Origin of the sequence: Streptosporangium sp. NBC_01755 (assembly GCF_035917995.1) — a bacterium.
Taxonomy (GTDB): domain Bacteria; phylum Actinomycetota; class Actinomycetes; order Streptosporangiales; family Streptosporangiaceae; genus Streptosporangium.
Genome location: NZ_CP109131.1, coordinates 4418849 through 4438947 on the forward strand (window position 1 = coordinate 4418849; position 20099 = coordinate 4438947).

General features: G+C 71.1%; 15 protein-coding genes. 6 read left to right on the forward strand and 9 right to left on the reverse strand.

The features are described 5' to 3' along the window. Positions 1 to 91 precede the first annotated feature (91 nt). From OG884_RS21315 to OG884_RS21340, 6 genes are all read right to left on the reverse strand, one after another. A complete protein-coding gene (locus OG884_RS21315; protein ID WP_326635466.1) occupies positions 92 to 2194 on the reverse strand; it encodes a xanthine dehydrogenase family protein molybdopterin-binding subunit in 2103 nt (700 codons plus the stop codon). After that, complete coding sequence (locus tag OG884_RS21320) at positions 2191 to 3189, reverse strand: FAD binding domain-containing protein (RefSeq protein WP_326635468.1); 999 nt, start codon at positions 3187 to 3189, stop codon at positions 2191 to 2193. Before OG884_RS21320 ends, OG884_RS21315 begins: the two co-directional genes overlap by 4 nt. Beyond that, positions 3186 to 3746 (reverse strand): 2Fe-2S iron-sulfur cluster-binding protein, encoded by a 561-nt coding sequence (locus tag OG884_RS21325; RefSeq protein WP_326635470.1) that lies wholly within the window; start codon positions 3744 to 3746, stop codon positions 3186 to 3188. Before OG884_RS21325 ends, OG884_RS21320 begins: the two co-directional genes overlap by 4 nt. Positions 3747 to 3930: 184 nt before the next feature. Further along, positions 3931 to 4980 (reverse strand): ABC transporter permease, encoded by a 1050-nt coding sequence (locus tag OG884_RS21330; RefSeq protein WP_326635471.1) that lies wholly within the window; start codon positions 4978 to 4980, stop codon positions 3931 to 3933. Between the two features lie 59 nt (positions 4981 to 5039). Further along, positions 5040 to 6608, reverse strand: coding sequence for a sugar ABC transporter ATP-binding protein (locus OG884_RS21335; RefSeq protein WP_326635472.1), 1569 nt, complete (start codon positions 6606 to 6608; stop codon positions 5040 to 5042). Further along, positions 6605 to 7273 (reverse strand): DUF2291 family protein, encoded by a 669-nt coding sequence (locus OG884_RS21340; RefSeq protein ID WP_326635473.1) that lies wholly within the window; start codon positions 7271 to 7273, stop codon positions 6605 to 6607. The genes OG884_RS21335 and OG884_RS21340 overlap by 4 nt, the downstream gene beginning before the upstream one ends. A 411-nt stretch (positions 7274 to 7684) precedes the next feature. Here OG884_RS21340 and OG884_RS21345 point away from each other — a divergent pair, with 411 nt between their 5' ends. The 3 genes from OG884_RS21345 (at position 7685) to OG884_RS21355 (ending at position 10806) form a co-directional block, all read left to right on the forward strand. Further along, positions 7685 to 8599 carry a hypothetical protein gene (locus tag OG884_RS21345; protein ID WP_326635475.1) on the forward strand — a complete coding sequence of 305 codons (915 nt, stop codon included), beginning with the start codon at positions 7685 to 7687 and terminating at the stop codon, positions 8597 to 8599. A gap of 13 nt (positions 8600 to 8612) precedes the next feature. Next, positions 8613 to 9485: a class F sortase gene (locus OG884_RS21350; protein ID WP_326635476.1), complete on the forward strand. Its 873-nt coding sequence runs from the start codon at positions 8613 to 8615 to the stop codon at positions 9483 to 9485. 175 nt (positions 9486 to 9660) lie between these two features. After that, a complete protein-coding gene (locus OG884_RS21355; protein WP_326635478.1) occupies positions 9661 to 10806 on the forward strand; it encodes an acetyl-CoA C-acetyltransferase in 1146 nt (381 codons plus the stop codon). Positions 10807 to 10905: 99 nt separating this feature from the next. On the opposite strand, the gene OG884_RS21360 is transcribed toward OG884_RS21355, so the two are convergent. Next, entirely contained in the window at positions 10906 to 11085 is a 180-nt protein-coding gene (locus OG884_RS21360; RefSeq protein ID WP_326635479.1) for a hypothetical protein, read from the reverse strand. A 261-nt stretch (positions 11086 to 11346) separates the two neighbouring features. Then, positions 11347 to 12057, reverse strand: coding sequence for a class I SAM-dependent methyltransferase (locus OG884_RS21365; protein ID WP_326635481.1), 711 nt, complete (start codon positions 12055 to 12057; stop codon positions 11347 to 11349). A 394-nt stretch (positions 12058 to 12451) separates the two neighbouring features. Between OG884_RS21365 and OG884_RS21370 the strand changes: the two genes are divergently transcribed. Next, on the forward strand, positions 12452 to 14509 hold the full coding sequence (locus tag OG884_RS21370; protein ID WP_326635483.1) for an ATP-binding protein: 2058 nt from the start codon (positions 12452 to 12454) through the stop codon (positions 14507 to 14509). Between the two features lie 137 nt (positions 14510 to 14646). On the opposite strand, the gene OG884_RS21375 is transcribed toward OG884_RS21370, so the two are convergent. Beyond that, the gene (locus OG884_RS21375; protein WP_326635485.1) at positions 14647 to 15666 is read right to left on the reverse strand and encodes an adenosine deaminase; all 1020 of its coding nucleotides are present in this window, start codon (positions 15664 to 15666) and stop codon (positions 14647 to 14649) included. Positions 15667 to 15931: 265 nt separating this feature from the next. Here OG884_RS21375 and OG884_RS21380 point away from each other — a divergent pair, with 265 nt between their 5' ends. Together OG884_RS21380 and OG884_RS21385 are read left to right on the forward strand one after the other, a co-directional pair. Then, complete coding sequence (locus OG884_RS21380; RefSeq protein WP_326635486.1) at positions 15932 to 18040, forward strand: ATP-binding protein; 2109 nt, start codon at positions 15932 to 15934, stop codon at positions 18038 to 18040. After that, complete coding sequence (locus tag OG884_RS21385) at positions 18037 to 20079, forward strand: ATP-binding protein (protein ID WP_326635488.1); 2043 nt, start codon at positions 18037 to 18039, stop codon at positions 20077 to 20079. Before OG884_RS21380 ends, OG884_RS21385 begins: the two co-directional genes overlap by 4 nt. The last annotated feature ends 20 nt before the right edge of the window (positions 20080 to 20099 follow it).

The following is a 20099-nucleotide window of genomic DNA, read 5'->3' on the forward strand; positions in this document are numbered from 1 at the left end:
ATGCTCACCGTAAGTCCCGAGCGGTGGCACCTGGCGCACCGACCTTCCTGGAATCGACCGGGATCGACCGGGATCGACCGGGAAGGCGCCGTCAACCGGTGTGCATGGCGGCCCGTACCCGGTCGAGGGTGATCGGCAGGTCACGCTGCCGGGAGCCGGTCGCGTGGAAGACGGCATTGGCGATCGCGGCGGCGGTGCCGACGATCCCCACCTCGCCGATGCCCTTGACGCCGACGGGGTTGAGCTCGTCGTCGTGCTCGTCGATCCAGTGGGCTTCGATCCCGCGGACGTCGGCGTTCGATGCGATGTGGTAGGTGGCCAGGTCGTGGTTGGCGAAGTCACCGAAGCGGGGGTCCATCCGCAGGGCCTCGTGCAGGGCCATGGAGATCCCCATCGTCATGCCGCCGAGGAACTGCGAGCGTGCCGTCCTGGCATTGACGATCCGGCCGGCCGCGAAGACCCCCAGCAGCCGTTCGATACGGACCTGCCCGCTGTCGACGTCGACCTTGACCTCGGCGAACTGCGCTCCGAACGAGTGGCGGGAGAAGCGCCCACGGGCGGCGAGGTCCGCGGTGGTGTCCGCCCGCGCCTGCAGCCCTTCCGCGGGGACCACCCCGGACCGCTCGTCGAGTTCCCTGGCCAGTGCCCGGCACACCTTGCTCACCGCCCAGCTCCACGAGGCGGTGCCCATGGACCCGCCGGCGAACGGCGCGGGTCCGAAGACGCTGCGGCCCACCAGGATCGTGACCTGGTCCATCGGCACGCCGAGCTCGTCGGCCGCCACCTGGGCCAGCGCGGTGCGAGCCCCGGTGCCGATGTCGGCCGCGGCGATCTCGACCACGAACCTGCCCATGGGCTCGGCGCGGGCGGTCGCGGTGGACGCCATGATGAAGACCGGGTAGGTCGAGGACGCGACGCCGGTCCCGACGAGCCACCGGCCGTCTCTGCGGACGCCCGGCGTGGGGTCGCGTCCGGCCCAGCCGAAGCGCGCCGCCCCCTCCCGCAGGCAGGCGAGCAGGTTGCGGCTGCTGAACGGGAGGCCGGATTCGGGATCCACCGCGGGCTCGTTGACGATCCGCAGCTCGACGGGGTCCATTCCGAGGGCGTACGCCAGCTCGTCCATCGCCGATTCGAGCGCGAACATCCCCGGAGCCTCGCCGGGCGCGCGCATCCACGACGGGGTCGGCACGTCCAGCTGTAGCAACCGGTGGGCGGTGTGGCTGTTGGGCGTCGCGTACATCATGCGGCTGGCCGCGACCGTCTGCTCGGTGTATTCGACGCGCTTCGAGCTCTGCTGGAGCGCGTCGTGCCACACCGCGGTCAGCCGGCCGTCCCGATCGGCCCCCAGACGTACACGTTGCACGGTGGGCGTCCGGTAGCTGACGAGCGGGAACATCTGCTGCCTGGTCATCGCAACCTTGACCGGCCGCCCGACGGCGCGGGCGGCCAGCGCCGCCAGCACGGTCGGCGGGCGCGGTACCGCCTTCGACCCGAAACCGCCGCCGACGTGGTCGGCGACGATGCTCACCGCGCCGTCGGCGAGGCCGAACAGTGCGGCGATCGCGGTCGCCGACATCCAGGGCGCCTGGTCGGCGTTGTAGAGGGTCAGGGTCTCACCCTCCCAGAACGCGATCGTGGCGTGCGGCTCCATCGGGCTGGCGTGCTCGGCCGGGGTCGTGTAGGCGGCGTCGACGCCGACCGGCGCCGCCGCCAGGGCGCTCTCGGCGTCACCCCAGTCGACGGTCCCGGTGAAGCCCGCGTTGGCCTTCCGGGGTGAGAAGATCCGCGGGCTGCCCGGACTCAGCACGACGTCGTGTTCCTGCTCGTCGTAGTCCACTCGCACCGCCGACGCCGCCTCTCGGGCACCTTCCAGGGTGCTCGCGACCACGGCCGCGACGATCTGCCCGCGGTAGGCGACGTCGGCCGACTGCAGGACGGCCAGTTCGGCGTCGTCGACGGGGTGCAGCCGGGAGACGTTGCCGCTGTCCAGCACGGCGATCACCCCCGGCAGGGCCAGCGCGGCCCCGCCGTGGACGGCGCGCACCCGGCCGCGGGCGATCGTGGACTGCACCGGCCAGACGTAGACGGCGTTCGGCACGGGGTACTCGTACGCGTAATGGGCCGCGCCGGTGACCTTCTCGCGTCCCTCGACCCTGGCCGGTGCCCCGCCCACCACTTTGTCGAGCGTGGTCATCGCCGTCCCTCTCCCGCGAGATCGCGTACGCTCGCCGCGATCAGGTCGGCGGCGAGCCCGATCTTGAACTCGTTCTCCGGCAGAGGGCGTGCCGACACGAACTCCGCCTCCGCCGCCGCCAGCAGCAGTTCCCTGTTCGGCCGGTGACCGGCCAGCATCCGCTCGGCCTGGTGTGCCCGCCACGGCAGCGGGGCCACTCCGCCCAGCGCCAGCCGGATCTCCCGCAGTGACCCGCCGCCCTCGGTCGTGACCAGGGCCGCGACCGAGACCACCGCGAACGCGTAGGACCAGCGGTCGCGGACCTTGCGGTACCGCATGGCCGCACCGTCCGGGGGCGGCGGCAGCTCGACACCGGTGATCAGGTCGCCGGGCCCCAGCACCGTCTCGCGATCGGGGGTGTCGCCGGGCAGCAGGTAGAGGTCGCGGAGCGGCACCGCCCGCTCCTCGCCGCCCGCGAGCCTGATGTGCACCACGGCGTCGAGGGCGGCCATCGCCACCGCCATGTCGGACGGGTGGGTGGCCACGCAGCTGTCGGAGGTGCCGATCACACCCAGGTCGCGGTGACTGCCGCCGATCGCGGAACAGCCTGTGCCCGGGGTGCGCTTGTTGCACGGTTTGGTGACGTCCTGGAAGTACGGGCAGCGCGTGCGCTGCAGCAGGTTGCCGCCGGTGGTGGCCATCGACCTGAGCTGCCCGGAGGCTCCGGCCAGCACGGCCTGGGCGAGCATCGGGAAGCGTTCCCGGATGCCCCGGTCGCCGGCCAGGTCGCTGTTGCGCACCGTCGCGCCGATGAGCGCGCTTCCGTCGGCCCGGTGCTCGATCCGGTCGTACGGCAGCCGGGTGACGTCCACCAGCGCCGCCGGCCGGGCCACGCCGAGTTTCATCAGGTCCACCAGGTTGGTCCCGCCGGCCAGGAACATCACGTCGGTGCCGTCCAGGACGGCGGTGGCGGCCGCGTCGGGGTCGGTGGCGCGCTCGTAGGCGAAGGGCCTCATCGCGTGCCCCCGGGACTCGCCCCGGCGACTTCGAGGACCGCTTCGACGATTCCGGCGTACGCTCCGCAGCGGCAGAGGTTGCCGCTCATCCGTTCGCGGACCTCTTCGGCGTCCAGGGCGCGACAGGAGGCGACACCGGCCGCGACGTCCTCGGTGACATGGCTGGGCCAGCCCGCCTCCGCCTCGGCGAGCGCGCCGATCGCCGAGCAGATCTGGCCCGGCGTGCAGTAGCCGCACTGGAGGCCCTCGTGGTCGAGGAACGCCTGCTGAACGGGGTGCAGGTCGTTCGGGTGAGCCAGGCCGGCGATCCCCTCGATGGTGACGATCTCCTGTCCGGTGGCGGTGACCGCGAGCGTCAGGCAGCTGTTCACCCGCCGGCCGTCCAGCAGGACCGTGCATGTCCCGCACTGCCCGTGGTCGCACCCTTTCTTAGCCCCGGTCAGGCCGAGATGCTCTCGCAGCGCGTCCAGCAGGGTCACCCGGTTGTCCAGGGAGACGGAGTGGTCGGCACCGTTGATGCGCAGCGTGATATCGCTGCTGAACGCTTCGACTGCCATGCCGTTTATCCTGCCAATTCCCTAATTAGGGTTGGATCACCTATTAATCTGAAAATCTAAAAGAAGCGGCAACCGTACTGCCGTGAAAATCACGGGCGGGTCGGAGAGGCGCCAAGATCGGAAACGATCAGGCCCGAAAAGCGGCCTGTCGCGGACGGGGGCGAGAGGCGGCCGCCGGAGCCCCTCAGCCCGCTCGCACGTCGGCGACCATCGCCGAGACGGCGGCCCTGTGCCGCCGGAGCCGTTGCCGGCCCTGGTCCAGCATCACCACGAGGATGACCACGGCCCCTTTGATGAGGATCTGCCAGAACACCGACACGTACAGGATCGTCAGGCCGTAGGCGAGGAGACCGATGACGACGGCCCCGACGAGGGTACCCGGTACGGTGCCGCGCCCCCCGCTCAGCGCGGCGCCGCCGAGGATCACCGCGGCGATCGCGTTGAGCTCGTACGTCTCACCGGCCTGCGGTACCGCCACGGTCAGTCCCGAGGCGATGATGAGACCCGCGAGCGCGGCGCAGGCACCGGAGATCACGTAGACGACCGTCTTGACCCGCCTGATCGGGACACCCGAGAGTTCCGCGGCCCGCTCGTTGCCGCCCGCGGCGTACAACCACCGCCCGAACGGTGTCCTGGTGAGCACCAGCATGACGACGACGGCCAGAGCGATCATGATCCAGATCGACGTCGGGAGGCCGAGCGGGCGTTCGTCGCCGAGGAGGCCGAAGCCGGTGTTGCCGAGTTCGGGGCTGCCGTCCAGATCGGTGTAGGTCGAGCCGCCGGAGATCAGCAATGCGAGCCCTCGCGCCACGTACAGCATGCCGAGTGTCGCGATGAACGGCGCCACCTCGAAGCGGGTGACGAGGACGCCGTTCACCAGGCCGACGAGCATGCCGACGGCGACGCAGAGCACGATCACGCCCCACACCGGCGGGTAGGCGATCACGTCGACGAACCGGAGGTCGAGACCTTCGAGCAACTCGCCGGCGACGACCCCGGAGAGCCCGGCGACCGAGCCGACCGACAGGTCGATGCCTCCCTTGAGGATGACCAGCAGCATGCCGAGCGCGATCACCCCGTTGACCGCGATGTGCCCGGCCATCGTGATGAGGTTCGGCACCGTGAGGAACGAATCCGACAGCAGGCCGAGAACCGCGATCAGGGCCGCGAGCGCGATGAGCGCCCGCAGCTCGAACAGGCCGGCCAGCAGGGACAGGCGGCGCGCCTGGGCCACCGTCCTCTCCGGCGGGGGGCGGTCCGGCGGCGCCGGTGCGGAGGTTGTTCCCCGAGGTGTCAATTCGCACCGTCCTCGGCGTGGCCGATGGTGGTGCCGTCCAGCACGCTCATCAGTTCCTCCCGGGTTATCGCGCCACGCCGGAAGTCGCCGGTGACGACCCCGCGGGCGAGCACCAGCAGCCGGTCGGGGATGTGCAGCGCTTCCTCGGCGTCCGACGTGGTGAAGAGAATGGCCAGGCCGCGTCGTGCCCGTGCCGCCATGAGCTCGAAGATGTCGGCCTGGGCGCCGATGTCGACGCCGCGCGAGGGCTCGTCCAGCAGCAGTACCCGAGGGTCGGTCAGCAGTGCCCTGCCGATGACCACCTTCTGCTGGTCGCCGCCGCTCAACGACTCGATGGGCGCTCCGGCATCGTTGGTCCCGATGGAGATGTCGGAGATCATCCGGTCGACGGCGTCCAGTTCGAGCTCCCGGGAGACGAACAGTCGCCGGACGAACCTGCCCAGTCCGGCCAGGGAGAGGTTCTCCCCGACCGACATCGTCTGGACGAGGCCGTCGCGCCGACGGTCCCGGGGGACCAGGACCAGGCCCCGGTCGATGCGTTCGCGGATGCTCGCACTCTCCAACGGGGTGCCCGAGAGCAGGACGTCACCCGACTGCGAGGGGATCCGGCCGGCGAGCGCCTCCAGCAGTTCGGTCAGGCCCGAGCCCATCAGGCCGTAGATCCCCACGATCTCGCACTCCCCGACGGTCAGGGAGAGGTCGTCGATCGCGAGGCGGCCGGGGTTGGCCGGGTCGGCCACCGAGAGGCCGCGCAGGGCCAGCGAGTTCTCCTCACGCGGCGGCGGCTCTCCCTCGATGAGAGGAACGCGGCGCGGGAACAGGGAGTCTCGGTCGCGGCCGGTCATCTGCTCCGCGATCCGCCGGATGTCGACGGTCCTGGCGTCCGCCGTGGTGACCAGCCGCCCGTCGCGCAGGACGGCGACGTCATCGGCGATCTTCAGCGTCCTGTCCGGGTGGTGGGAGGCGTAGACCACCGCGACCCCGCTCGCGGCCAGCCCTCCGATGACCCGGAACAGGACCTCGAACTCCGGGGGGGTGAGCGCCGAGGTGGGCTCGTCCATGATCAGCACCCGGGCCTCCTGGACGAGCGCCCGCGCGATCTCGACGATCTGCTGCCGGGCCGGGCTCAGGTCACCGACCAGCCGATCGGGATCAAGATCTTCTCCCAGGCTGTGCAGGATCGCCGCGCTGGTGGCCCGCTGGGAGGAGCGGTCGATCATCCAGAGGCCCCCGCAGTTCTCGCGGGCCAGGAACAGGTTGTCCTGGATGCTCAGGTTGGGACAGAGGAGGAGCTCCTGGGGAATGATCGAGATGCCCCGGTCGGCGGCGTCGCGCGGCGACAGGAGCTTGACGGGTTCCCCGTCGAGCTCGACATGGCCGGTGGTGGGTTGCTCGACCCCGGAGAGGATCTTCAGCAGGGTCGACGTGCCGGCCCCGTTCTTGCCGAACAGCGCGGTCACCCGACCGGCGGTGATATCGAAGTCGACACCCCTGAGCGCGTGCGTGCCCCCGTACACCTTGGTGACGTCGTGGGCGCTCAGGACCTTGGCCGCCGCGGCCTTCACGACACCTCCTTGATCGAGACCGGGGTGATGGTCACGACGGAGGGGGTGAGGAAGTTGAAGGCCCCGATGAAGGAGATCCTCCTGCCGTTCAGGCGCGCCGGGTACAGGTTCCTGAGCAGTTTCTCCCACAGCTGGTTGTTCAGCGCGGTGGCGGCGGCGGCGTACTCCGCCTGGTTGCGGAACCGTCTGAATCCGATACCGGCCACGTCCCGCAGCGCCGTGCCGTTGACGGCCGGGCCTACCTGCAACGAGACCCGGGTGCCCGGTGGCAGGCCCGGCACGGTCACGGGCATCAGCCCGGACTTCGCCATTCCGGCCCTGCCGGTGCCCTTGACCGCGAAGCCGTAAGGGCCGTTGCCGTGCCGGATGCCGTAGCGTCTGTCGGCCGCCCTCTTGTCGGCGGTCATGGCCTTCACCAGCACGGGCAGTTCGACGGCCTTCCTCTTGATCGCGGGCACCACCTCGCTCTGGTACGCCCGCGCCCCGAACGCGGCCGGGTCGAACCGGTTGCCCGACGCCGCGACCGACTCCACGGAGCGGTAGTGGGTGCTGAACCCGATGGCGGCCAGAAGGACCGCCGCCAGGGCGACGGCCACCCATCTCACCGGGATCCGCCGGCGGGGCAGCTGCCCGCCGTGCGTGTGCGTCGTAACCGGCGTGTTCATCACAAACCTCCAGCGTGGGAGGGTGTCAAGAGCCGTATACCCGCTCGCGCGGCTTCCATCGGCTCCTCCCCGAACGGGAACCGGTCGAGCTGCTCCTCCTCGAACGGGAACCGGTCGAGCTGCCGGAAGCCTTCGCGGGTACTGTCCCGCGGGCGTGCGGGCGCCGTGCCGATCCCGACGAGGCCCGGCTACTCACCGTGAGCACCGCGTGCCGCATCCCGTCTGTTGTTCGAAACTTCACCGATGTACGGTGTCGTTTGCTGTGGGATAGATGGGAATTTGTGTCCGTTTCGCCGACTTGCTCGCGCGTCCCGGTCTCTCTTCGTAGGATCTATGCCGAACCTTGACCAAGGCGTGTAAGCCTTAACAGCCGGTGCGAGCCGGTCGATAGATCTGGAATGGGGAGAGACTGTGCTGAAGTCCAAGACGCGGCGGCGCGTCGCGGTCAAGACAGCCGCGATCGCCGCAGCGGGCGCGGGCGTTTTTTTCGGCGCGGTCCCTGCGGTCGCCTCCATGTACGCCGACCCCAACCCGGTCAGCTACGCCTGCACGCTCGCCGGCGTGTCGTCACCGTCGGCGACGTACACCTTCCAGATGGACCTCACCGGCCCGACGGCGGCGGCGACGAACTCACCCCTGGTGGCGACCTGGAAGATCGCCCAGCCCGCCACGGGGCCCACCGTCACCCCGACCGCGCCCGCCCCGGCGGGTGCGCGTGTCGTCATCGACGCGGAGGTGCAGATCGGCGCCACTCCCTCGCCGGTCCTGGCGCTTCCCTCCGAACTCCGCTCGGTCGCGGCCACCGCCGCTCCCCCGGCCGCCGGGCAGCCGATCACCGCGCCTCCCCTGCTCGTCACGGTGACCCCCAGCGCGACCGGCGTGGTGGCCTTCCAGCCGGGCCCGTTCACCCTGTACCTGGACCCCGGCACGGGAACCGGAAACGAGGCCGAACTGCTCGACTGCGGTGTTCCTCTCAACTCGGCCGAGGTCACCGCCGCCGCGCTGCGGGTGGTCGTGGGCACGGCCGGCCCGAGTACGTCGGCCAGTTCGAGCACGTCGACCAGTCCGAGTCCGAGCCCGAGCGCGAGCCAGTCCACGAGTGCCGGCACCACCCCCAAACCGACGGTCACCGTCACCCGTACCAAGACTTCCAAGCCCGCCCCCAGCCGGCAGATCGACGAGACCCCTGAGGGCGCGGCCTCCACGGGCGGTGGCGGGGACGCCGGCCCCGACGCCAGAATGATCATGTTCAGCGGCCTGCTGATGGTGGCGTTCGCCGGGATCGGCGGCCTGGTGCTGCGGCGTCGCACCGCAGGCCGCGGCTGATCGGGGTGGCCGGATGAGCACCCCCCCGCCGGGCGGTCGACACCCTGGGCCGGCGCCCCACTACCGGCCGGTCCCGGTCCAGCCGCAGTACCCGCACCCGTTCCAGCGGCAGCACGGCCCGTCGTACGGGGAGCCGTACGAGGAGTGGCCGCGACAGGGACACCTCGACGGGCGTCTCGACGGGCGTCTCGACGGTGGGCGGGTGATGCGGTCGGTGCTCATCCTGGCCGGGATCGCCGGGGTGGTCACGGTGCTGGTGGGCATGCTCTACGTACTGGCCGCGCCCGAGGAGTACGGGCTGGACGAGCGCACCACGCTGCCTCCCAGGAACCAGGCCGCGGTGGCGCCGGTGAATCCGTACTTTCAGGCGCCCCCGACCGCGCCGCCGCCCCTGCCCAGCCTGCCGGCGGCCCCGGCCATGCAGCCCTCCAGCCCGGTCCGCCTGGTCATCCCGCGGCTCGGCGTCAACGCGCCGGTCAGATCCGTCGGGCTCGACAGCAAGGGCGCGATCGAGGTGCCGCCGGTCGGCAACCCGAACCTGGTCGGCTGGTACCGCTCGGGACCGACACCCGGTGAGGCCGGTCCCGCGATCATGCTCGGGCACAAGGACACGCGCTCGGGAAGCGCGGTGTTCGGCCGCCTCGACGAGATCCGCAACGGCGACGTCATCGAGGTGCACAGAAAGGACGGCGTCATCGCCGTCTATACCGTCGGCGGGCTGGAGCAGGCGGACAAGTCGGTGTTCCCGACGCAGCGGGTGTACGGCGAGTCGCCGAACCCGCAGCTGCACCTGATCACCTGTGGCGGCACCTATAACCGCACGACCGGTCATTACACCGACAATGTCATCGCCTACGCGACCATGACGAGCACCAGGATGGCCTGAGCGACACCGCCCAGGTCAGCGCAGAGTTCCTGATATTTCCTGCAAAAGGTGTGCTTGCCCTCTCGGCCGAGAAGCACCCCCGGGTAGGGTGTGGACGAAAGTTCTGTTGTAACCTCCTGCTGACCGAACGATGCTCGGTTTCGCAGGCAACTCGGCTCCACACGCAGGAGGCACTGTGGCAGAGGCGTACATCGTCGGGGCGGTCCGCACCCCGGTCGGTAAGAAGAAGGGCGGTCTGTCCACCGTCCACCCCACCGATCTGGCCGCGCACACCCTCGGGGCGCTCATCGAGCGTACGGGTGTCGACCCGGCCGCGGTCGAAGACGTGATCATGGGCTGTGTCATGCAGTTCGGCCCGCAGAGCATGGACATCGCGCGCAACGCGTGGCTGTCGGCAGGTCTCCCGGAGAGCGTCGCCGGTGTGACCATCGACCGCCAGTGCGGCTCCTCCCAGCAGTCGATCCACTTCGCGGCCCAGGGCGTGCTCTCCGGCACCCAGGACCTTGTCGTGGCCGCCGGTGTGGAGTCCATGAGCATCGTGCCCATGGGGTCGAGCATCACCGCCGCGCTGGAGAAGGGCATGCCCTTCCCCTTCGGTGACAAGTGGGTGGAGCGCTACGGCGAGCAGGAGATCTCCCAGTTCCGCGGCGCGGAGCTCATGTGCGAGAAGTGGAACCTCAAGCGCGAGCAACTGGAGCGGTTCGCCTACCAGAGCCACCAGCGGGCGGCCAAGGCCGTCGCGAACGGCTACTTCAAGAACCAGATCGCCCCGCTGAACGGCGTCGAGGACGACGAGGGCCCGCGCCCGGACACCACGCTGGAGAAGATGGCGTCGCTGAAGACGCTGCGGGACGGCGGCCAGATCACGGCCGCCACCTCCTCGCAGATCTCCGACGGCTCCGGAGCGATCCTGATCGCCTCCGAGCAGGCGGTCCGCGACCACAACCTGAGCCCCAGGGCGCGGATCGTCACCCTGGCGCTCACCGGCGACGACCCGGTCTACATGCTGACCGCGCCGATCCCGGCGACGCGGAAGGCGCTGAAGCGGGCGGGCCTGTCCATCGAGGACATCGACGTCACCGAGATCAACGAGGCGTTCGCCCCGGTGCCGCTGGCCTGGATCAACGACCTCGGCGCCGACCCGGCCAAGGTCAACCCGAACGGCGGCGCGATCGCCCTGGGCCACCCGCTGGGCGGCACCGGCACGATCCTGATGACCAAGCTCCTGCACGAGCTTGAGCGGACCGGCGGCCGGTATGGGCTGCAGACGATGTGCGAGGGCGGCGGCCAGGCCAACGTCACGATCATCGAGCGTCTGTGACGCCGCTGCCCGCGGCCTCGGGCCGCGAGGCACCGTGAGACATGGGAAAGCCCCGGCCTGTGGACCGGGGCTTTCCTGTAGCTCAGTGATCGCCTTGGCTCAGCGACCACCCTTGCCGGGGATCCGGCGTGGCTGTCGGGTGGGCCTCATCGGCATGGGCGGCATCGGCATGTGCCGAGGCGCCGCGGGCACGACGTGCTCGGGCAGCGGGGTGCGGGGCTTGGGGGCTGTGGCGGTCTTGGACTTGCCACTGCGCTTGCGGGCGGCATGAACTCGCATATGGACTCCTTGAAGAATGTGACGACGCGGTGAGATCCCGGGTCGGACAACTCAGCTACCGCGTCAGATGAACGGGGCCGAAATGCTGAGTGCGAGCGGACCAGCGAAGGCTGATCGACGCCGGCTCTTAGGAGTTGATCCACATGCGAATGATTTTATGGCGCCCCTGCCGAGGCGTGCAACCTATTTGTTTCCCTCATCCGGCCGTCACCTCGTGCCAGGCCACCTGGCGGCCGCGGGGGAGGGGGCGGCGCGCGCGGGTCACTTCGGCACTCGGGCGACGCAGAAGACGGTCTGCCCGAACGGCGGGCGGACGAAGCGCTCGATGAGGCGGGTGAGGGGTACCACGGTGCGGTCGTAGATCTTGACCAGGCGGGGGTCGGGGTAGCCGACACCGCCGCGGCGGACCGCGGCCCACCAGGCGATGCCGCCCAGGAAGTTGATCGGCTTGAGCACGTCGATGTCCAGGCCCGCACGAGAGACCGTGCTGCGCAGGGTGGCGGGGGTATAGCGGGTGACGTGGCCGACCTTGCGGTCGAAGTCTCCGTAAAGCTGCATGTAGCCCGGAACCCAGATGATGATCCGGCCGCCGGGGAGGGTGACCTTGGCGAGCGACCGCAGAGCCTCGACGTCCTCCTCGATGTGCTCCAGGACGTTCATCATCACGACGGTGTCGACCTTCTCGCCGATGGGGATCTCGGTCGGCAGGCCGAACTGGAGCACGTCGATGTCGTCGCGGCCCTCGAAGCGCTTCCGGAGCCGCTCCACGCAGTAGGGGTCGAAGTCGCTGACCACCAGCCGGTCGAGGCGGGGCAGGAACTGCTCGGCGAAGTGGCCGAGACCGGAACCGATCTCCAGCATGGACCGGCCCACGTGCGGGGCGACCATGTCGAGCTCGTACTGCCGGTAGTTCCTGGCCTCGTCCCCACCGAGATGGTTCTCCAGGGCCTCGTCACCGGCCGCGGGTTGCACTACGCGGTCATACCCAGACATGCGGTTCCGTCCAGCTCGATTAAGGAAGGCCGCGGCGGGAGGCCACGGCCAAGAACAGCCAGAGTCTAATGGCGCTTCCCCCGGGACGGCCCCCAAACGGTCCACGGAGAGTGCCCCCGGGAGCCGCTCCCCGGGGGGGCGGCCTCCGGGTGGGCTCACCCTCCGGCCACCACCCCCGATTACCGGCTCCACCGAATCAGTTATAAAGCACCTGCATTTCCGCGTTTCACGTCGTACGGGGGAAGTTCGACCTCGATACGGCGGTGAGATTTGCACCGGGGGACAAGGAAACCCTCCTGGGGAATCACCGGCCGACCGGTTCGTGATTTGGCAGGAGTGCGATTCCCGGTAAGTGGAGAAGGAGCGCGAACCGATGGAACAGATCCAATGGTGGCAGGGGAACCTGCCCGCGGAGCCGGACGGCTTCATCGGCCGGGAAAGCGAGGTGCGGCGGTTGCTGAAGCTGCTGGCCGACACACCGCTGACCACGGTCACCGGTGTCGGAGGCATCGGCAAGTCACGGATCGCGATGAGGGCCGCGCGCCGATGGCACGAGCACCACCCGGACGGCACGTGGCTGGTGGAGCTGTCCGGCGAGCGCAACGGCGATCTGCTCGCCCACACGGTCGCGGCGGTCCTCGGCCTCCCCGAGCGGTCCGCGCGTCCGCAGGACGAGACGCTCGTCGAGTTTCTCGCGAGCCGGAGGCTCCTGCTGCTTCTCGACGGCTGCGAGCACCTCCTGCCCGCCTGCCGCGACCTCGTCGCCCAGATCCTGGCGGCGGCGCCGGGGGTACGGATCATCGCGACCTCCCGTCGGCCGCTCGGGCTGCCACAGGAGGCGCTGCTGCCCGTCGAGCCCTTCGACGCGCCATGGCCGCAGGAGGAGGGGATGGCTACGAGCGACGCGCTCCGCCTCTTCCTCGACCGGGTCGCCCGCGTGGCACCCGGTCTGGAGATGACCGAGACCGGTATGGCGGCCGCGGCCAGGATCTGCCGGCGGCTGGACGGTGTCCCGCTCGCCGTCGAGCTGGCCGCCGGATGGCTGGGGGAGCTGCCGGTGGAGCGACTCGCCGACCACCTGGAGGGCCGGTTCGAGACCCCGCCCGACAGCCGGGCGCCGGTTCCCCGCCACCAGACCGTACGCGCCGCGATCAGGTGGAGCCACGAGCTCTGCGGCCCCGGGGAACGCCTGCTCTGGGCCAGGCTCTCGGTCTTCGCGGGAAACTTCGACATGGCCGCCGCCGAGCGGGTGTGCGGCGACGAGCACCTGGGTGACGTACCGGACCTGCTGGAAAGCCTGGTGAGGAGGTTCCTCCTGGTCCGGGTTCCCGGCGGCTACCGCCAGCCGGCCACGGTCAGGGAGTACGGCGGGGAGCGGCTCGCGCTGCTCGGGGACGAGGCCGGGCCGACGCGGCGGCACCGCCGGCACTACCTCGACCTGGCGCGCAGGGCCGAGGCCGACTGGTACGGCCCCGGGCAGGAGGAGTGGGCCGCCAGGCTCGCCTTCTCCATGACCGAGCTGCGCCTCGCCCTCGACCCCGCCTCCCCGGTGTCCATCGAGCTCGCCGGCACGCTCTGGATCCTCTGGTTCTGCCTGGGCCGGTTGAACGAGGGCCGCTACCACATGGCACGCGCGATCGACGCGGCTCCTGTCACCGACCCCCACCTGCCCAGACTTCTGTGGGCCGACGGCTGCGTGGCCATCGCCGGGGGCGAGCTGGAGCTGGGGCGTCGCAGGGCCGAGGCGGCGCTCGCCGCGGCCCTCGACTGGGGCGACTACGCGGCGGCCGGGCACGCCCAGCTCCGGCTGGCCAGCCGTTCCCTGTGCGCGGGCGCCCTCGACGAGGTCGAGCCGTGCGTCGAGCGGGTGCGCGAGTACTTCCGCAGGGCGGAGGCCGCCACGGTCAGCGAGCCCTTCGCCCTGGTGACCGCGGCGATGGCGGTCACCTGGCGCGGCGAGTTCGACAGGGCCGTCTCCGTGCTCAAGGAGGTGCAGCGGCTCTGCGACGCGCGCGGCGAGCGCTGGGCCCGCTCCTGCGGCGACTACGTCCTGTCCATCGCCCAACTGGGCCTCGGCCACCTGGCCGAGGCGGCGGAGGCGGCCCGGCAGTCGCTCGACGTCAAGTGGCGCCTGCGCGACGCCACCGGCGTGGCGCAGGCCGTCGACCAGCTCGCGGTGATCGCCGCGATCGAGGGCGACGGCTGCCGCACGGCCAGGCTCCAGGGGGCGGGAGTACGGCTGTGGGCCACCTTCGGACTGCGGGGCTTCGGCTCGGCGGGCATGTCCGAGCCGAGAACCGTCGCCGAGCGGACGGCCAGGCAACTGCTCGGTGACGAGACCTACGACGCGATCTTCGCCGAAGGCTACGAGGCCGACCCGGACGCGGCGGTCGCCTACGCCCTCCGTGGATCCCGGCCCCACACGGCCTGACCTACCTGCCCCGGGGCGGAGGCGAGGTCGAGGCCCGCCCTCGCGCGGCCGGTCCCACCCTCATCTGGCAGCGCGGGCGGGTCGGCCTGCGGCTGGAGGGGGCCGGGGACATCGGCCGAGCCCTGGAGATCGCGCGCTCAGTCCGCTGAGGCCAGCCAGTCGTCGATCTCCTGGAGGACCTTCTTGCGCACCGCCTCCGGCGCCGCCGACGCCCGTACCGACTGGCGGGCCAGTTCGGCCAGTTCCGGGTCGGAGAAGCCGTACACCTGCCTGGCGAGCTCGTACTGGGGCAGCAGCCTGGCGCCGAACAGCAGCGGGTCGTCGGCGCCCAGCGCAATCGGCACCCCCGCCTCGAACAGGCGCCGCAGCGGCACGTCCTCGGCCCGCTCGGCCACCCCGAGGCCGACGTTGGAGGTCGGGCAGACCTCGCAGGTGATCTGCCGGGCGGCGAGGCGCTCCATGAGCCGCGGCGACTCGGCCGCCCGTACCCCGTGCCCGACCCGGTCGGCCTCCAGCACATCGACGCACTCGGCCACGCTGGCCGCGCCCAGCAGTTCCCCGCCGTGCGGCACGGCCAGCAGTCCCGCCCGCTTGGCCAGCCGGAAGGCTCCGTCGAAGTCGCGGGCCCGGCCGCGCCGCTCGTCGTTGGAGAGCCCGAACCCGACCACACCCTGGTCCATGTAGTGCGTGGCGAGGCGGGCGAGCGTCTTGGCGTCGAGGGGGTGGCGGGTACGGTTGGCGGCCACCACGACCGCGATCCCTATTCCCGCGTGCTCCGCGGCCCTGCGCGTCGCGTCGAGCATCAACTCCATGGCCGAGGTGAGCCCGCCGAACCTCGACGCGTACCCGGACGGGTCGATCTGGATCTCCAGCCAGGCCGACCCCTCGGCCGCCTCGTCCTCGGCCGCCTCGCGCAGCAGCCGGTAGACGTCGCTTTCCCGCTGCAGGACGGAGCGCGCGATGTCGTACAGCCGCTGGAAGCGGAACCAGCCCCGCTCGTCCGTCGCGCGCAGCCGGGGTGGCCAGTCCTCCTCAAGCGCGTCGGGAAGGTGCAGACCGTGTTCGTGGGCGAGCTCGACGAGGGTCGAGTGCCGCATGGAACCGGTGAAGTGCAGGTGCAGGTGCGCCTTGGGCAGTTCGCTGAGGGGACGTGGCATTTCAATATGGTGCCGTACCTCCGACGGCCCCGGCGTTTTTTGGTGTCGACCTGACGGTCGGCCCGCGTGGCGGAGAGGACTAAAGGGGACCTATACGACAAAAGGCGACGAGGAGGTTATTCCGGGACGAGTATGGTCGGTTTCCGGAAGTGCCCGCCCATGTCGTATCCCCCGTTATATCGAGGAAATCTAGGAAACGGGCTTTCAACGGACCATGTCTCCGTGCGACGGTGGACGCACACGTTGTCAGGACGCTGGGGCTGCCATGAAAGCGGACGTCTTCGTCGTCGGCAGGGAGACCGAACTCGCCGACGTCTCCGCACTGCTCGAAAGGGTGCGGCACGTCACGCTGACCGGTCCCGCCGGAGTCGGGAAGACCTGCGTCGCCCTGCGGCTGGCCCGTACCCTCGAACCCCGGTTCCCGGACGGTGTCCACATCGTGGAGCTGTCGGAGGCGCCCACCGACCTCGACTCCCTGGCCGAGACGTTCGCCGACGCGATCGGCGTCCGCCGGAGGCCGGACGTTCCCGCGCTGCGGGCACTGGTCGACGAGCTCGTCACGCGCCGGATCCTGCTCGTCCTCGACACCTGTGACCGCGTCGTCGGCGTCACCGGCATCCTGGTCGGCCTGCTGTTGCGCTCGGCCGAGGGACTACGTGTCCTGGCCACCAGCAGGCAGCGGCTGGGCCTGCCCGGCGAGCACCTCTACCCGGTCGGCGGCCTGCCCGACACCGACGCCGTCAGCCTGATCACCACCCTCACCGGTGACATGATCGGCGGCCCCGACGCGGCCGAGCTCTGCGGGCGCCTCGACAACCTGCCGCTGGCGATCCGGCTCGCCGTGGCCGGAGGCGGCCCCGGTGCCCTCGACGGGCTCGTCACCTTCGACGGCCGCCCGCTCTCCACGGCCGGGCTCGCCGCCTTCGACGGCCGCGTGGCCTCACCCGACGAGCTCACAGCCGCCTTCGAGGGCGCTTCGATGCTCACGGCAGGTCGCGAGACCCACGGCGAAGGGCCCGACGCGGAACCGCACCGGCTCCCCTCCGCTCCCCGGCGGCACACTTCCATGCGCGTCGCCCTCGGCTGGAGCCACGAACTCTGCACCCCGCCGGAGCGCCTCCTGTGGGCGCGGGCCTCGGTCTTCGCCGGCACCTTCGACATCGAAGCCGCGGAGGAGGTCTGCGCCGGCGGCGCCCTGGCCGCCAAGGACATCCTCGACGGGCTGCTGGGGCTGCTCGACAAGTCCGTCCTCGTCCGCGAGGAAGGGGAGAGCGGGGTCCGCTACCGCCTGCTCAACACGGTCCGCGAGTTCGGCCTGGCCTGGCTCGACCGGCTCGGCGAGACCGAGGAGATCCAGCGCCGCCACCGTGATCACTTCCTCGCCCTGTCCGCCCGCGCCGAGATGAGCTGGCAGGGCCGCCAGCTGGAGTGGTACCACAGGCTGGTCCTCGAATGCGGCAACATGCGCGGCGCCATCGAATACTGCTACTCCCGGCCGAGCGAGTACCGCCGGGGTCTCGACCTGGTCGGCAACCTGTGGTTCCTGTGGGCGTGCTGCGGCATGCAGGCACCCGGCGACGACCTCCTCCAGCGCGGCCTCGACCTCGACCGCACAGTCAGTCCCGAGAGGGTCAAGGCGCTCTGGGTGCACGCCTGGGTCTCGATCCAGCGCGGTGACCTCGAACGCGCCGAGCGCATCCTCAGCGAGTGCGCGGCCGAGGACGCCAACGGCTTCGCCACGGCCTACGTCAGCCAGTTCCAGGCGCACCTGGCCGTCGTCAGGGGCGATGTGGGCGAGGCCCTGCGGCTCATCAGGCACGCCCGGGTGCGCCACCGCTCCACCGGCAACGTCTTCCCCGGCTTCCTGCCCACCTACACGGTGGTCGCCACCGCGATGATGCTCGCCGGCCACCACGACCAGGCCGTGTCCATCCTGCGAGAGGGGCGTGAGCTCTGCGAGTCCTGCGGCGACTACTGGACCCTCATCCGCCTCGACCTCCTCCTGGGCCAGGCCGAACACCTCCTCGGCAACACCGTCTCCGCCGCGGAGTCCGCCCGCGGCTCCCTGCGCGGAGGCCGCCTGTTCGGCGACACGATCTCGCTGATGGAGGCGCTGGAGGTGTTCGTCGTGATCGCCGAGTCATCCGCCGACGACACCTTCGCCGCCACCATGTTCGGGGCCTCCCGCGCAGCCTGGAAGAGTGCCGGGGTCCCGCCCAGCCGCTCACCCATGATCGCGAGCCTGCTCCGCACGTCCGAGCTGAGGCTGCGCGGGCGCCTGGGCAGGGCGGAGTTCGACCGGTTGGAGGAGCAAGGAGGTTCGATCAGCCTGCGCGATGCCGTGGAACACGCACTCCAGGGGAACCTCTCTTGACGCCGCGCGGCAACCTGCCGGTCGCGATGAACAGCTTCTTCGGACGCGCCGCCGAGCTCGACGAGATCACGAAACTCCTCACCGGAACGCGCCTGCTCACCCTGCACGGCGCCGGGGGCGTCGGCAAGACGCGCCTCGCCCTGCAGGCGGCGCGGCGCGTCCGCGACGACTACCCCGACGGCGTCTGGGTGGCCGAACTCTCCGCGGAGACGGACGGCGACCTGCTCGCCGGCAGCGTCGCCGGGATGTTCGGCCTGCACGCGCGGGCCGGACGCCCGGTCCTGGACTCCCTCGTCGAGTTCCTCGCCGACCGGCGGCTCCTGCTCGTCCTCGACACCTGCGAGCACCTCGTCGGCCCCTGCGCCGCCATGGTCACGGCCATCCTGGCCGGCGCGCCCGACGTCTGGATCATCGTGACCAGCCGCCAGGAGCTCTGCCTGCCGCGCGAGGTCGTCATGGTCGTCGAGCCCTTCCCCGTTCCCCCGCCCGAGGCACCCGACCTCGCGGGGTACGACGTGATGAGCCTCTTCCTGGACCGCGCGACGGCCGTCGCCCCCGGGCTGCGCACGGACGAGCGGGCCATGATGGCCGTCGCCAGGCTCTGCCGGAGGCTCGACGGCGTCCCGCTCGCCATCGAGATGGCGGCCAGTCACGCGCGGGGCCTGTCGGCGATCCAGCTCGCCGACCAGCTCGAAGACCGCTTCAAGCTGCCGGCCGACGGCGGGGGACTCCTCGTCCGCCACCACACGCTGCGCACCGCGGCCGGCTGGAGCCACGAGCTCTGCACCCCCGCGGAACGCCTGCTCTGGGCCCGCCTGTCGGTCTTCGCGGGCACCTTCGACGAGGAGTCGGCACGCGGCGTCTGCGAGGACGAGCGCCTGCCCGACGTGGCCGGCGTGCTCGCCGTACTCGTGGCCAAGTCCGTCGTCGCCCGCGTGGATGATCGATACCGCCTGTTCGACACCGTCAGGGACTACGGGCGCGACTGGCTCGACAAGCTGGGCGAGGGCGCCCTGATGAGGCGCCGCCACCGTGACCACTACCTGGCCACCGCCCGCCGCATGGACGCCCAGTGGTGCGGCCCTCGCCAGCTCGAATGGGCACGCTGGGCGCGCGGGGAACTGCCCAACATCCGCGCGGCACTCGACCGCTGCCTCGCGGGCGGCGACCACCGCACCGCCCTGGAACTGGCCGGATCCCTGTGGGTTCTCTGGTGTCACCTGGGCCTCGTCCGAGAGGGCCGCCACTACCTCGACCGCGCGCTGGCCGCCGTCCCCGCCCCGGACCGAGCCAGGTCCAGACCGCTCTGGGTCGCCGCCCACCTCGCGCTCCTCCAGGGCGACATACCCCTGGCGCGCGAGCGGGCCACGGAAAGCGTCCAGAGCGCCCGGCGGCACGGCGACGGCGACAGCGAGGCCCACGCCCACCTTCGCCTCGCCGGGGCCTGCCTGCTCACCGGCGACCTGGAGGGCGCGCGGACGTACGCGCTGCGCGGAGCAGCCGGGTTACGGCAGACCGAGCCCGGCTCGTCAGGCCTGTTCTCCGTCCCCCTCCTCCTGGCCATGGCCGCCACCTTCGGCGGTGACTTCGACAAGGCGGTGGAGATCCTGTGCGAGACGCGCCGTCACTGCGAGGCGCGTGGAGAACTCTCCCAGCGGGCCCTGGGCGACTACATCGGCTCCCTGGCCCTCCTGGGCCGGGGGGAGGTCGCGGAGGCCTCAGACGCGGCCAGGGCGGCGCTGGAGGTCAAGTGGCGGCTGCGGGACGTGGTCGGCGGCGTGCTCGTCATCGACCAGCTCGCCCGGATCGCCGCCGCCGCCGGTGACGGCTCCCGTGCCGCCTGGCTCCTCGGCGCCGCGCAGCGCATCTGGATCACCTTCGGGCTGCCCGGTCTCGGGGCCGACACCATGACCGGACTCCGCGAGGCCGCCGCGACCCGCGCCGAGGCCCTGATCGGAGAGACCGCCTACGCGCGGGCCTTCGCGGAGGGGACGGCCTCCCACTTCGAGGCCGCGGTGACCTACGCCCTGCGCGACTGAGCCGCACTCATCCGGCGAGC

What these genes read in the sequence shown, in the direction of transcription:
- OG884_RS21350 (WP_326635476.1), top strand. Translation starts at nt 8,613, where the DNA reads ATGAGCACCCCCCCGCCGGGCGGTCGACACCCTGGGCCGGCGCCCCAC.
- OG884_RS21380 (WP_326635486.1), top strand. Translation starts at nt 15,932, where the DNA reads ATGAAAGCGGACGTCTTCGTCGTCGGCAGGGAGACCGAACTCGCCGAC.
- OG884_RS21375 (WP_326635485.1), bottom strand. Translation starts at nt 15,666, where the DNA reads ATGCCACGTCCCCTCAGCGAACTGCCCAAGGCGCACCTGCACCTGCAC.
- OG884_RS21360 (WP_326635479.1), bottom strand. Translation starts at nt 11,085, where the DNA reads ATGCGAGTTCATGCCGCCCGCAAGCGCAGTGGCAAGTCCAAGACCGCC.
- OG884_RS21325 (WP_326635470.1), bottom strand. Translation starts at nt 3,746, where the DNA reads ATGGCAGTCGAAGCGTTCAGCAGCGATATCACGCTGCGCATCAACGGT.
- OG884_RS21340 (WP_326635473.1), bottom strand. Translation starts at nt 7,273, where the DNA reads ATGAACACGCCGGTTACGACGCACACGCACGGCGGGCAGCTGCCCCGC.
- OG884_RS21315 (WP_326635466.1), bottom strand. Translation starts at nt 2,194, where the DNA reads ATGACCACGCTCGACAAAGTGGTGGGCGGGGCACCGGCCAGGGTCGAG.
- OG884_RS21370 (WP_326635483.1), top strand. Translation starts at nt 12,452, where the DNA reads ATGGAACAGATCCAATGGTGGCAGGGGAACCTGCCCGCGGAGCCGGAC.
- OG884_RS21320 (WP_326635468.1), bottom strand. Translation starts at nt 3,189, where the DNA reads ATGAGGCCCTTCGCCTACGAGCGCGCCACCGACCCCGACGCGGCCGCC.